Here is a 12,904-nt window from a genome sequence, read left to right as displayed (position 1 = left end):
CGCCCGTACCGCCCCTTCACCGCTGTCGAATGGTGAACACGCTACGGGCGAACGCGCGTTCAGTCCCGCACGTCGGCCTCGGAGTCCGGGGCAGGAGCCCCGGCCGGAGGCGCCGTCCGCGCCGCCGGCACCGGCACCCGCTTCGGGGTCAGGCCCGTCTTCGGCCGCGCCGGCCGCCACCGCCGGTACACCCGGACCAGCACCACCACCGCCGAAGCCGTCAGCAGGAACGGCAGCAGCGCCCCGAGCGCCACCATCAGGTAGCGCAGGATCTTCGTGAAGACCTCCCAGCCGCCGCTCAGCGCACCGAGGAAGGTGGGCTCCTTCTCCTTCTTCTTCTCCTCCTCCGCCGCGGGGGCCGGTTCGGAGACCTCCAGCGTGATCGTGCCCATCGAGGTCTGGTCCTTCAGCGCCGTCTGCTGCGCCAGCAGCGACTCCAGGTCCGACTGGCGCCGGCTCAGCTCGCTCTCCAGCATCACCACCTCGCTCAGCGCCGAGGCCTTGCCCATCATCTCGCGCACCCGCGCCACGCTCGCCTGCTGCGAGGAGACACGGCTGTTGATGTCGGCGACCTTCTCGGTGACGTCCTGCGCGTCGACCTTGCGGTGCAGCAGCTTCCCGCTGCCTTCCATGGCGCCGAGCACGGCGTCGTAGCGCTCGCCGGGCACCCGCAGGGTCACCGTCGAGGTCATCCGGCCGTCCTCGCCGCGCTTGGTCGACTCGTTGCCGACGTAGCCGCCCGCGCCGTCGGCCGCGGTGCGGGCGGCCGCGAGCGTCTTCTGGACGTCGGTCGTCTCGATGCCGAGCGTGGCCGTACGGATGACGTTCGGGCGCACCGCGACCGGCGCCCCGTCGTTCTTGGCGGCCGACCCCGCCGACCCCGCCGACCCCGCCGGCGCCGGGGCCGCCGCGGCGCCCGCCGCCCCCTCCCGGGCCTTGCCGTCCGCCGCGGGCGGTGCGACCGCCGCCTTGTCGCTCGCCGAGCCCTGGCCGTCCGCGCCGCAGCCGGTGAGCGCGAGCACCCCGGTGAGGGAGAGGGCGGCCAGGGCCGCCGCGGAACGGTGTCTGCTGATGCTGTGCATCGCTGTAAACCCCCGATGATCGGCTGGTGTTGCCGTTTCGACGTACAGGGTCCCGTCGCGGGTTTCGCACACGCGGTTCCGGGCCGGTCCCGATGCGGTCACGGTCCGGCCTCGGTGATCGGTCTGAGACGATGTGTCCATGCACGAAGCGGACATGCGTACGGATCGGCCGGGGAGCCCCACCCGGCCCGCCGGCTCCCCGGGCCACGTCGTCGTCATCGGCGGCGGGATCGCGGGCCTCGCGGCGGCCCACCGGCTGCTCGCCGAAGGCGCCCGCGTCACGCTGCTGGAGGCCGGACCGAGGCTCGGCGGAAAGCTGTACTCCGGCGAACTCGCCGGGGCCCCCGTCGACCTCGGCGCCGAGTCCATGCTCGCCCGCCGCCCCGAGGCCGTCGCCCTCGCCGAGGCCGTGGGCCTGGCCGACGCCGTGCAGCCGCCCGCCACCGCCACCGCCCACCTGTGGACCAGGGGCGCGCTGCGGCCGATGCCGCGCGGCCACGTCATGGGCGTCCCCGGCGACCTCGGTCCGCTGGCCGCCTCCGGGGTCCTCTCCGCAGAGGGCCTGGCCCGCATCGAGGCCGAGCGGACGCTGCCGCCCACCGAGATCGGCGAGGACGTCGCCGTCGGCGCGTACGTGGCTGCCCGCCTCGGCCGCGAGGTCGTCGACCGGCTGGTGGAACCGCTGCTCGGCGGGGTCTACGCGGGCGACGCCTACCGCATCTCCATGCGGGCCGCCGTGCCCCAGCTCTTCGAGGCCGCCCGCACGCACGCCCTGCTGGGCGACGGCGTACGGGAACTGCAGCGCAAGGCGCAGAGCGGGCCCCAGCAGGCCGGCCCGGTCTTCGCCGGTATCGACGGGGGCATCGGACGCCTCCCGCTCGCCGTGGCCGAGGCCTGCCGCAAGGCCGGTGCGCGGATCGTCACCGGCACCCCCGTGCGGGAGGTCCTTCGTACGGCTGAAGGCTGGCGGGTCGTGGCCGCCGAGGAGACCTTCGAGGCCGACGGCGTCGTCCTGGCCGTCCCGGCCGGGCCCGCCGCCCGGCTGCTGGACTCCCTCGCGCCGGCCGCCGCGGCCGAGCTGAACCAGGTCGAATACGCCTCCATGGCGCTGGTCACCATGGCCTTCCGGCGCCGCGACCTGCCGGCCGCCGTCACCGGCGGCGGCGCCAGCGGATTCCTCGTGCCGCCCGTCGACGGCCGGACCATCAAGGCGTCCACCTTCTCCAGCAACAAGTGGGCCTGGGCCGGCAAGGACCCCGACCTCTTCCTGCTGCGCACCTCCGTCGGCCGGTACGCCGACGAGCGCGACCTGGAGCGCGAGGACGGCGAGCTCGTCGAGGTGTCCCTCACCGACCTCGGCGAGGCCGTGGGCCTGACGGCCCGGCCGGTCGCCTCCACCGTCACCCGCTGGGACGGCGGACTGCCCCAGTACCCGGTCGGCCACCTCGACCGGGTCGCCCGGATCCGCGCCGCCGTCGAGGCCCTGCCCGGCCTCGCGGTGTGCGGCGCGCTCTACGACGGGGTGGGCATTCCGGCCTGCGTCGCGAGTGCCGGCCGGGCCGCGGACACGGTGATCGCCTCGCTCGGTGCGCGTACGGCACCCCTGGCTCCGACCACTGATCAGCGCACGGGACAATAGGCACATGACTGCACCAGAGAAGATTCCCAACGCGGGGAAGAAGGCGAAGGACCTCAACGAGGTCATCCGCTACACCCTGTGGTCCGTCTTCAAGCTGAAGGACGTCCTGCCGGAGGACCGCGCCGGTTTCGCCGACGAGGTCCAGGAGCTGTTCGACCAGCTGGCCGCCAAGGACATCACCGTCCGCGGCACCTATGACGTCTCCGGTCTGCGGGCCGACGCCGACATCATGATCTGGTGGCACGCGGAGACCGCGGACGAGCTGCAGACCGCGTACAACCTGTTCCGCCGTACCAAGCTGGGCCGCGCGATGGAGCCGGTGTGGTCGAACATGGCCCTGCACCGCCCGGCCGAGTTCAACAAGTCGCACATCCCGGCCTTCCTGGCCGACGAGGTCGCCCGCGACTACGTCAGCGTGTACCCCTTCGTCCGCAGCTACGACTGGTACCTGCTGCCCGACGAGGACCGCCGCCGCATGCTCGCCGACCACGGCAAGATGGCCCGCGGCTACCCGGACGTGCGCGCCAACACCGTCGCCTCCTTCTCGCTGGGCGACTACGAGTGGCTGCTGGCCTTCGAGGCGGACGAGCTGTACCGCATCGTCGACCTCATGCGTCACCTGCGCGCCTCCGAGGCCCGTATGCACGTCCGTGAAGAGGTGCCCTTCTACACCGGGCGCCGCAAGTCCGTCGCCGACCTGGTGGCCGGGCTCGCCTGATACCTCCCCTGGGGGGAAGGACCGGAGGACGACCACACCGTCAGGTGAGTGCCTCCGGTGGATCGGGAGGCACTGCCCCCGAAACGACGCAGCCGGAGATCCCGCCCGGAAGTTCAGACGACCGGCGGCAGCAGCGCCCTGCGGGCGCCAGCCGCCCTGTCGTCCAGCGACACCGGTGCGGGCTCCGGATGCGGCGCGCACGTGACGCGCCACCCCGGGGTGGCGCCCGTCAGCAGATACCGCTCCACGTGTCGGTCCACGCAGTTGTTGCGTCCGCCGACCACTCCGTGGGAGCCGGCTCCCGTCTCCGTCACCAGTGACGCCCCGGCGCCGAGCCGCCGCTGGAGTTCCAGCGCGCCCGGGTACGGGGTCGCGCCGTCCCGTTCCGCCGCGACGACGAGAGTCCGCGGGAGCCGTTCGGGCTGGGCCCCGACCGCCACCGGCGACTGCCGTCCGCGCACCGGCCAGGACGCGCACGGCAGGTTGAGGAAGGCGTTGGCCCAGGTCTCGAAGGGGGCCGTACGGGCCAGTTCGGAGTTGTCGCGGTCCCAGGTCGACCAGTCGGCGGGCCAGGGGGCGTCGTTGCACAGCACCGCCGTGTAGACGGCCGTCGCGTTCTCGGCCTCGGCCGCCGCAGCCGGATCGGGGGCGGCCTGGGCGGCCAGCAGTGAGGGATCGCCGAGCAGGAACGCGGCCAGGGCCGCCGCCCGGTCCGGCCAGACGTCGTCGTAGTAGGCGGCCTGGAGGAAGGCGGCCCGCAGCTCGCCGGTCCCCACGGCCCCGCCGGCGGGGGTACGGGCCACCGCGTCGCGGACCCGCTCGTAGGCGGCCTGCACGGCCGCGGGGGTGGTGCCGAGCCCGTACGTGCCGTGGTGCCGGGCCACCCAGGCCCGGAAGTCGTGCCAGCGGCCCTCGAACCCGCGCGCCTGGTCGAGGTTGTTGCGGTACCAGACGCGGCGCGGGTCGGGATCGACCGCCGAGTCGAGGACCATCCGGCGGACGTGGCCGGGATAGAGGGTGGCGTAGACGGCGGCGAGGTAGGTGCCGTACGAGGCGCCCATGAAGGTCAGCTTCTCCTCGCCGAGCGCGGCGCGCAGCACGTGCAGGTCACGGGCGTTGTTCAGGGTGGTGTAGTACGGCAGGGCCGCGCCGGTCCGGTGTGCGCAGCCGTTCGCGTACGCGCGGGCCTGCGCGAGTCGTTCCGCCTTGTACGCGGGAGAGGGGTGGACCGGCTCCTGGACGGGACCCTTCGGGCGGGCCGCGGGGTCCGTGCAGGACAGCGGGGCCGAGCGCCCGACCCCGCGCGGGGCGTAGCCGACGAGGTCGTAGGCGGCGGCGATCCGCTCCCAGCCGGGGACGTCGGCGACGAGCGGGAAGTACATCCCGGAGGCCCCGGGGCCGCCGGGGTTCTGCACGAGCGCGCCCTGGCGGGCGGCGCCGCCGGCGCCGGTGGCGGCGGCCCGGCTGACGGTCAGGGAGATCTGCGGGCCGTCGGGGCGGGCGTAGTCGAGCGGTACGCGCAGGGTGGCGCACCGGACGCGGGACGGCAGGTCCTCGACGGCGGGGCAGGCGCGGAAGTCGAGACCGGCGGCGCCGCCACCCCGGGAGGCGGCCGCGAGGGCCGCCCGGCGGGCGACGAGCGCGGCTCCCGCGCTCTCGGCGTCGGCGGCGCCGGTGTCGGCGGTGTCCGGGGTCCGCGGGACGGGTGCGGCCACCGCGGTGGGCGCGCACAGGGCGAGGAAGAGCGCGGCCGCGACGGATCCGTGGCGTGCGGTTCTCGTTCGCATGGCGCCCCTGCCTCTCATCCGATGAACCGATGAGAGGCCTGGGCGCCGCACTTGTAAAGGATCACCGGCCGGTGTCGGCGGCCGTGACCCCGGTTGCCGTATCAGGAACTGCTGGAACTGGAACAGCTGGAGCTGCTCGAACTCGAACAGCTGGAGCTGCTCGAACTGGAACAGCTGGAGGACGAGCCACCGCAGCTCGAACCGCTGCTGCCCGAGCAGCCGGAGCCACCACCGCCTCCGCAGCTGCTGCCGGAGGAGCCGCAGCCCGAACCGCCCCCGCCGCCCCCGTCGCTCGTCGCGCACCACATCACCGGCAGCAGCTCGGGCGAGGAGTCGGACGAGGACGAGCGGGTGTGCGTGCGGTGGGAGCGCGCACCCGACTGGGCTGCCGCGAGCCGGGTGCTGCGCGCGGCGGGCACCAGCTGCTGGCGCAGGAACGGGTCGCGCAGGCCGCGCAGGCCGAAGAGCGCGGTCTGCACGTGCGGGGTGCGGTCGTTCACGTACGCGGAGCGCAGCGCGAGCAGCGCCCGCAGCCCGGCCGGGGTGACCCGGTTCCCGGCGCGGGCCATGCAGAACAGGCCCAGGACGATGCCCGCCAGCAGCACGGGCGCCACCATCACGATGAACGGCACGCCGGGGTCGGGATCGAGGGCGTAGCCCACGACGGTCAGCGGGATCGACGCCACCAGCCAGACCACGCACGCGACGGCCTGGACCAGCCCCCAGCGGCGCCAGCGCCGGCCGCTGCCGGGCGGGGCGACGAGCCCGCGGGCGGCCAGGGCGTCCCCGATCTCCTGGACGGCCGGGTCGCACATGGCGCCGTAGCGCACCTGGTAGAGCCAGCCCGAGGGGGCTGCGGCGTGGGCCTGGAGCACGGCGCGTTCGGCAGGGTCGCCCGCCCGCGCCCCGGGGCGTACCTGGACGATGCCGGGACCGCCGACGACCAGCCGGCCGTCCCCGAGCATCGAGACGAGTGCGGCGTCCACGACGGTGCCGGGGCCGCCCACCAGGAACGCGGCCTCGGACAGGTCGTGGAGGGCGGCCGACGCGACCGCGGCTCCGGGCCGGGCGCGGCGCAGCCCGCGCACGAGCAGGACGGAGGAGACGACGACGGCGATCCAGATCGCGACGGCGAGGATGTTCACGCGGCCCTCCCCGCGAGCGTCCGGGCCCAGCGCACGATGCGGCGGGGCGGCCTCGCCCCCGCCCGCTCCCGCCACCAGGCGGTGAGCCGGCGCCGGGCGGCCGGGTCGGCCGGCAGGTCCTGGATCAGCAGGTGCTCCGCGAAGTCCAGCGCGTCCCTGCGGTATCCGGCGGTCATGGGGCGGCCCTTCGCGTAGGCGAGGAAGGCCTTGCGGTACGGGTCGGGTCCGCCGAGGATCCCGGGCAGCTCCGGAGCCACCTTGGCGACCACGTCGGCCCGCTTGGCGGCCAGCGCCCGCACCTGCACCCGGATGCGCGCGCGGTCGAAGCCCTCGGGCACGGGGGTCCCGGCCACGAGCGCGGACAGCAGCGCGGCCTGCCCGAGCGCCACACGGGTCCGGGCGGCCTCGCCGGCCCCCCGCCCCTCGGGCTCCGGCCCGGAGTCCGGCTCAGGCGCGGATCCCGGCTCCGGGGCGGCTCCCGACTCCGGCGCGGCGGCGCGAGCGGCCTGCGCCGCAGTGTCCGGAGCGGGTCCGCGTACGGTGTCCGGCCCGCCCGCGTCCGGCCTGGCTCCCGACCCTTCCGCGGCCGTGCGGCCGGCCGTCACGACCTCGCGGATCGCGGTCAGTTCGCCCGCGAGCTCCGCCTCGGGCGGGAAGTCGTCGTCCCGCTCCAGCAGGACGCCCGCCGGTTCCACCCGCGAGCGCAGCTCGGCCAGCAGGTCGAGCACGACCGGCGGCACGGGGTGCGCGTGCGTGTCGTGCCAGACGCCGTCCCGCTCCACACCGCCCGCGACGTGCACGTACGCCAGCGCCTCCAGCGGGATCGCGTCCAGGACGGCGGCCGGGTCCTCGCCCCGGTTGACCCGGTTGGTGTGCAGGTTGGCCACGTCGATGAGCAGCCGGACCCCGGTCCGCTCGACCAGCTCCGTGAGGAACTGCCCCTCCGTCATCTCCTCGCCCGGCCACGAGAACAGCGCGGCGATGTTCTCCAGCGCCAGCGGCACGGGCAGCGCGTCCTGCGCGATCCGCACGTTCTCGCACAGCACGTCCAGCGCGTCGCGGGTGCGCGGAACCGGCAGCAGGTGCCCGGCCTCCAGCACCGGCGAGGAGGCCCGTACGAAGGCGATGTGCTCGGTGACGAGCGGCGCCCCCAGCGCCACCGCCCGCTCCCCGAGTGCCGCCAGCTTCTGCGGATCCGGTCGGTCGGCGCCGCCGAGGCCGAGCGAGACACCGTGCGGCACGATGCGCGTGCCCCGCTCGCGCAGCCGCTGAAGGGCCTCGGGCAGGTGGCCCGGGCAGATGTTCTCGGCCACCACCTCGACCCAGTCCAGGCCGTCCAGCCGGGCGACCGCGTCCGCGATCTCCGGCCGCCAGCCGATGCCCACCCCCAGGTGTGCCATGGGCTTCATGTCCCCTCGCCCCCTCTCAAAGCACTGTGTGCGGATGTCATGCACCCGCCGCGGTCGCGCCAATCCGCCCGACGGGACGTTCAGAGCAACATTTGAGGTTCCCGGCAGACCGGAGCGGCCGCCGAGGAGCCGTCAGAGCCGGGCCCGCAGCGCCGGATGGTCGGCCACGACCGTCGCGCTGCCCGGGGCGATCTCGGTGAACCCGGCGTCGCGGACCACCGGCAGCCCGCTCCCGCTCAGCTCCGCCCACCGCTCGCGCGCGGCGGTCCGTACGGCCAGGCGGAAGCCCGACTCCTGCCAGGCGTCCCGCTCCGCCCGCGCCAGTTCCCACCACGCCAGCTGGGCCGCGTGCCCGGCCTGGGCCATCGCCTTGCCGGCCGACATCTCCAGAGCGGGGTTGAGCCACAGCACCGGCAGGGCGGGTCCGTCGGCCGCGGGGACCGGCCGCGGGTCGTCGAGGTCGGTGCCCGACACCTGGAGCTTGGCCAGTTCCTTGGGCCAGCCGTCGAGGGGCACGGGAGGGAAGACCCGGACCTGCGCGGCGTCGCCGCGGACCGTGATGCCGGGCAGGGTCTCCGCCTTGCGCCACTCCGCCCCGCGCGCCCGCCGGACCACCTTGCGGATCCGCGCGTCCTGCCAGTCCCGGACGGCCTGTGCCCACTCGCCCTCGCCGTGCGCCCGCTCGTCGGAGAGCAGCACCAGCACGGCCCGGGCCGCGGTCTCCAGCGCGTCGGTCCGGGCGGGCGGCTCCGCCTTCTCGATGCGTACGACCAGCGGCAGGACGAACTGCGGGGCCTCGTCGCGCAGTACGTGCTCCCGCCGGAAGGCACTGTCGGCCCCGACCGCGGGTACGCCGGAGGTGTCGTTCGTGTGCTGGCTGCTCATCCCGCCAAGGATGCCAGGCTCCGCCTTGAGGAGGATGTCCCGGGGGGCCGGCCCGGGTGAGGATCGGGGCCATGAAGAGTGATCTTTTCGCGTCCGAGAACCTGGCCCGGGCCGCCGTCACCCCCGGCATGAGCCTGCAGAACGCCAAGTCCGTGAAGTACAACGTCAACGGGGAGATGCTGGCCCGTCAGGGCTCGATGGTCGCCTTCCGCGGCGACCTGCAGTTCGAGCGCAAGGGGCAGGGCATAGGCGGCATGCTCAAGCGCGCGGTCACGGGCGAGGGCCTGGCGCTGATGTCCGTACGCGGCCAGGGCGAGGCCTGGTTCGCCCACCAGGCGGGCAACTGCTTCATCATCGACATCGAGCACGGTGACGCCCTCACCGTCAACGGGCGCAACGTGTTGTGCTTCGACCCGACGCTGTCCTACGAGATCAAGATGGTCAAGGGCGCCGGCATGACCGGCGGCGGCCTCTTCAACAGCGTCTTCACCGGCACCGGAAAGCTCGCCGTCGTCTGCGACGGACACCCGATCATCATCCCGGTCACCCCGCAGGCCCCCGTCCACGTCGACACGGACGCCGTCGTCGGCTGGAGCGCCCAGCTGGAGACCGGCCTGCACCGCTCCCAGTCGGTCGGCTCGATGATCCGCGGCGGCTCCGGCGAGGCGGTCCAGCTGAAGCTGAGCGGCGAGGGCTTCGTCATCGTCCGCCCGAGCGAGCTCACCGAGACGGCCGCGCACTGAACCTCATCGGGGTGGGCCGCCGCTACGGCCGGCGCCGGCCCTGGGTGCTGCGCGGGATCTCCCTGGAGGTGCCGCCCGGCGCGCTGGTCCGGGTCGAAGGCGGCAACTGCCGGTCCCGTACGGGTGCACGCGGCGGCCCTGCTCACCGGCCTCGCCGGGGCGCTCCTCACCGGAGCCTGGCGGCCTCCGCGGCGCTCCTGGTCTGCGACCGGGCCGCGGCCGGCCCCGCCGCGGGCACGGCGGCCTGTCCGCGGCCCGGCGGGGGTGAGGGAGCGCGACCGACCGCTACGTCCCGATCAGCTCGGACACCTTCACGAACCGGTAGCCGCGCTTGCGCAGTTCCGGGACGATCTTCTGGATGGCCTCCTCGGTGACGGGGGCGGCGCTGCGCGTGCAGTGCATCACCACCACCGAGCCGGGCTTCACCCCGGCGAGGACCTGCTCGGCCACCGCGTCAGGGTCCTTGGCGAAGGCGTCCCCGCTGACCACGTCCCACTGCACCGCCGTGACCTTGGCCGTGGACAGGGCCCGCAGCGCCGGGTCGTCGTAGCAGCCGCCGGGGAAGCGGAAGTACGGGACGGTGTTGACGGCGCCGGCCTGGCGGAAGGCGGCGAAGGCCCGGTCCACGTCGGCCCGGGCGGCGGCCCCGTCGAGCGCGGGCAGTCCGTAGCAGGGGGACTTGAAGGCGTGGTGGCTGTAGGAGTGGTTCGCGATCTCGAAGTTCGGATCGGTCCCGATGGCTTTGGTCTGGTCCGGGTACTCCTCGGCCCAGCGGCCCGTCATGAAGATCGTCGAGGGCACCTTGAGGGTGCGCAGCGTCGAGATCAGCTGCGGGTTGTCGAAGCGCTCCCCGCCCGCGGCGCGCGGCCCCTGGTCGGAGGTCATGTCGGCGTCGAAGGTCAGTGCCACGGTCTTGTCCGTGTGCTGCTTCGCCCGCTCGAAGACGGGGGTCAGGCCGTTCGGGCCGGGTGCCAGGGTCGGCGCCTTGCCGGGCGCGCCGGCCGGCGGGGCGCCCGGGGCGCCGGGGGAGGGGCTCTGGGAGGCGGCCGCGGCGCCGGGCGCGGAACCCGCGGGGGCGGACGCCGCGGGCGTTCCCAGGCGGGCTTCGCGGCCGGCGTCCTTGGTGCCGGAGCCGCCGCAGCCCGCGAGGGAAGCGGTGAGGGCGGCACTGAGTGCGGCCGCGGCCGCAACCTTGCGCACAGAAATGGTCACGCACGCAAAATATATGACTATGTGACAAGTGGATGTCTGCGGCACTCCCACTTGTGCCGCGAGACCCCCGGTCAGCGCCGCCAGGGGCCCGTCACGGCGAAGGTGGTGCCCGGCGCGTAGGCGTTGACGTACAGGGTCCGCCCGTCGGGGGAGAAGGCGACCCCGGCGAACTCCCCCCACTCCGGGGCCCCCGGCCCGCCGATGTCGTCGGCGTTGCGGGCCACCGGATAGACCTCGCCACCCGCCGTCACCCCGAACACGTACTGCGCCCCGCCGCCGTCCTCGCACACCATCAGCCCGCCGTCCGGGGCCAGACAGATGTTGTCGGGGGAGTCCCCGGGCAGCTGCACGTCGGCGGCCGGCCCGAAGAGCACGTCCAGGCGGAGCCGGGCCCGGCGCGGATCGTAGAACCACACCTGTCCGTGGTGGTCGGCGGGCGCTCCCTCGCCCCTGCGGGCGTAGCTGGACACGAAGTGGACGCCGTCGCCGCCCCAGTAGCAGCCCTCCAGCTTCTGCGCGTGCGTGATGCCGCCCGGCCCGAAGTCCTGGTGGCGGATCGGGGTGACGGCCGCCGAGGGGTCCGGTACGGGCACCCACTCCACCGGGAACTCCGCCCCGGGCTCGTCCACCGCCGCCAGGTCCGCCAGACCCGGGACCCGCAGGGCCTCCAGGGCGCCGCCGGCCCGCAGCGAACCGGTGCCGCCGAGCGGCCGGTCCGGCAGGAACCGGTAGAACAGGCCGAAGGGCCGGACGAAGGCGTCCTCGGTCTCGTAGACCACCCCGCGGTACGGGTCCACGGCGACGGCCTCGTGCGCGAAGCGGCCCATCGCGGTGAGCGGGACGGCGCCCGTGCGCTGCGGGCGCGCCGGGTCCACCTCGAAGACGTAGCCGTGGTCCCGCTCGCAGCCTGCGGTGCCGGCCCGGTCCTCGGTCTCCTCGCAGCTCAGCCAGGTGTTCCAGGGGGTGCGACCGCCCGCGCAGTTGACGGCGGTGCCGGCGAGGGCGACCCGCTCGCCGGTGACCCGCCCGTCCGCGGCGAGGTCCAGCGCCGTGCAGCCGCCGAGCGCCCCGGGGTCGTACGTCAGCCCCGCCACGGCGGGCACGCGCAGGGCGGCGGTGGCCCGGTTCTCGTGGTTGCGCACCAGCCGGACCCGGCCGCCCCCGGCGTCGAAGGCGGCCATGCCGTCGCAGTTGGCGGGGACGGCGCCCTCACCGGAACGCAGCGGGTCGCCCGCCCGCGAGAGCACCCGGTAGGCGAACCCGGCGGGCAGATCGAGCAGCCCGCGCGGGTCGCGGAGCAGCGGCCCGTACCCGCCGCCGGCCCGGGCCGCCCGGGAGGAGGCGGGGGAGCCGCCGGCGAACAGTGCGCCCAGTGCTCCGCTGAAGGCGATCGCGCCGGCGGCGAGCAGGCTGCGTCGGGTGACGGACATCGGCGGCTCCCGGAGGACGTCGGGCCCCGTAGGGTTTGTCCCGCCGATCATGCCGGGCCCGTGACCGGCCCGGCCGACAAGACACAGCCGTCAGGACACAGCCGTCAGGACACCTCCTACGGCCGGGTGGTGCCCGGGAGGCAGGCCACCGCCGGGTTGAAGGTCTCGTGCAGGCCGCGGGGGTTCTTCTTCCAGAGCCACAGGTGCAGGGCGTAGTGGACCGGCTGGCCGGGGAAGTTGCCGGGCTTGGGGCCCTTGAACGCGGTGCCGAACATCGTGGGGCGGTCGTCGTCCGTCGTCAGCTTCTGGTCGCGGTCGTAGACCAGCCACTGGACGCCGACGAGGCGCTTGCCGCCGCGCCCGTCGTCCTCGTAGTAGAGCGCGGCGGGCTTCGTCGGGTCGACGGAGTTGTCGTACTTGTGGTTGAAGTGCGGGTAGCCGAGCGCGCCGGTCCTGCCCACCTTGTCGAAGACGCAGTACTTGTCCGGCACGTAGCCGGCCGCCACCGCGTTGGCGTGCACCTGGAACCGGGCGGTCGCGGCGTACGCGACCGCCCGGTCGGCCAGGGCCCGGCCGGCGTCCGGGCCGTGGCCGGCGGCGGCCGGCGGCGCGGCGACGGCAGCAAGGACGAGCGCGGCGGCAGCGGTGAGGGCGGGGGCGAGACGTCGGACCATGCGCGGGCTCCTCGTGACGGGCTGGCTGGTGGCACAGCAGCCCTTCCCACGGGCCGCCGCACCCGCCCCGCGCCCGGCCCGTACACGGCTCGGACGGGCGACCGCCGATCGGCCGACGCCAGGAGGGCGGCCGGCCCGCGGCCGACCCGCCGCCGCCCGGCCGACCGGTGACCGGGCAGC

General features: G+C 74.9%; 11 protein-coding genes. 3 read left to right on the top strand and 8 right to left on the bottom strand.

Translation table 11 applies throughout. The annotated features are described in order from the left end of the window. Window positions 1-59 precede the first annotated feature (59 nt). Window positions 60-1,082: a DUF4349 domain-containing protein gene (locus OHA91_RS09590; protein ID WP_328739047.1), complete on the bottom strand. Its 1,023-nt coding sequence runs from the start codon at window positions 1,080-1,082 to the stop codon at window positions 60-62. 154 nt (window positions 1,083-1,236) lie between these two features. On the opposite strand from OHA91_RS09590, the gene hemG reads away from it, so the two are divergent. Continuing rightward, the gene (gene hemG / locus OHA91_RS09585) at window positions 1,237-2,721 is read left to right on the top strand and encodes a protoporphyrinogen oxidase (RefSeq protein WP_051893185.1); all 1,485 of its coding nucleotides are present in this window, start codon (window positions 1,237-1,239) and stop codon (window positions 2,719-2,721) included. Window positions 2,722-2,725: 4 nt separating this feature from the next. Beyond that, window positions 2,726-3,439: a hydrogen peroxide-dependent heme synthase gene (hemQ, locus tag OHA91_RS09580; protein ID WP_030032685.1), complete on the top strand. Its 714-nt coding sequence runs from the start codon at window positions 2,726-2,728 to the stop codon at window positions 3,437-3,439. 113 nt (window positions 3,440-3,552) lie between these two features. On the opposite strand, the gene OHA91_RS09575 is transcribed toward hemQ, so the two are convergent. The 4 genes from OHA91_RS09575 to OHA91_RS09560 form a co-directional block, all read right to left on the bottom strand. Then, window positions 3,553-5,226, bottom strand: coding sequence for an alpha/beta hydrolase (locus OHA91_RS09575; RefSeq protein ID WP_031151193.1), 1,674 nt, complete (start codon window positions 5,224-5,226; stop codon window positions 3,553-3,555). A 101-nt stretch (window positions 5,227-5,327) separates the two neighbouring features. Next, window positions 5,328-6,371 carry a TIGR04222 domain-containing membrane protein gene (locus OHA91_RS09570; RefSeq protein WP_031151196.1) on the bottom strand — a complete coding sequence of 348 codons (1,044 nt, stop codon included), beginning with the start codon at window positions 6,369-6,371 and terminating at the stop codon, window positions 5,328-5,330. Beyond that, on the bottom strand, window positions 6,368-7,780 hold the full coding sequence (locus tag OHA91_RS09565) for a multinuclear nonheme iron-dependent oxidase (protein WP_328739044.1): 1,413 nt from the start codon (window positions 7,778-7,780) through the stop codon (window positions 6,368-6,370). The genes OHA91_RS09570 and OHA91_RS09565 overlap by 4 nt, the downstream gene beginning before the upstream one ends. A 132-nt stretch (window positions 7,781-7,912) precedes the next feature. Continuing rightward, window positions 7,913-8,665, bottom strand: coding sequence for an aminoacyl-tRNA hydrolase (locus OHA91_RS09560; protein ID WP_266492791.1), 753 nt, complete (start codon window positions 8,663-8,665; stop codon window positions 7,913-7,915). A 71-nt stretch (window positions 8,666-8,736) separates the two neighbouring features. Here OHA91_RS09560 and OHA91_RS09555 point away from each other — a divergent pair, with 71 nt between their 5' ends. After that, a complete protein-coding gene (locus tag OHA91_RS09555) occupies window positions 8,737-9,408 on the top strand; it encodes an AIM24 family protein (RefSeq protein ID WP_031151203.1) in 672 nt (223 codons plus the stop codon). Window positions 9,409-9,693: 285 nt separating this feature from the next. On the opposite strand, the gene OHA91_RS09545 is transcribed toward OHA91_RS09555, so the two are convergent. The 3 genes from OHA91_RS09545 to OHA91_RS09535 all read right to left on the bottom strand — a co-directional run bounded on the left by OHA91_RS09545 (window position 9,694) and on the right by OHA91_RS09535 (window position 12,724). Continuing rightward, window positions 9,694-10,620: a polysaccharide deacetylase family protein gene (locus tag OHA91_RS09545; protein ID WP_031151206.1), complete on the bottom strand. Its 927-nt coding sequence runs from the start codon at window positions 10,618-10,620 to the stop codon at window positions 9,694-9,696. A gap of 71 nt (window positions 10,621-10,691) precedes the next feature. Continuing rightward, on the bottom strand, window positions 10,692-12,050 hold the full coding sequence (locus tag OHA91_RS09540) for an alkaline phosphatase PhoX (RefSeq protein ID WP_031151208.1): 1,359 nt from the start codon (window positions 12,048-12,050) through the stop codon (window positions 10,692-10,694). A gap of 116 nt (window positions 12,051-12,166) precedes the next feature. Next, window positions 12,167-12,724, bottom strand: a complete 558-nt coding sequence (locus OHA91_RS09535) for a hypothetical protein (RefSeq protein WP_031151211.1) — start codon at window positions 12,722-12,724, stop codon at window positions 12,167-12,169. Window positions 12,725-12,904 lie beyond the last annotated feature (180 nt).

It is taken from the genome of Streptomyces erythrochromogenes, assembly GCF_036170895.1.
In the GTDB taxonomy this organism is placed as follows: domain Bacteria; phylum Actinomycetota; class Actinomycetes; order Streptomycetales; family Streptomycetaceae; genus Streptomyces; species Streptomyces erythrochromogenes.
The sequence above is the reverse complement of the archived record's forward strand: the minus strand, read 5'-3'. Positions and strand labels throughout refer to the sequence as shown.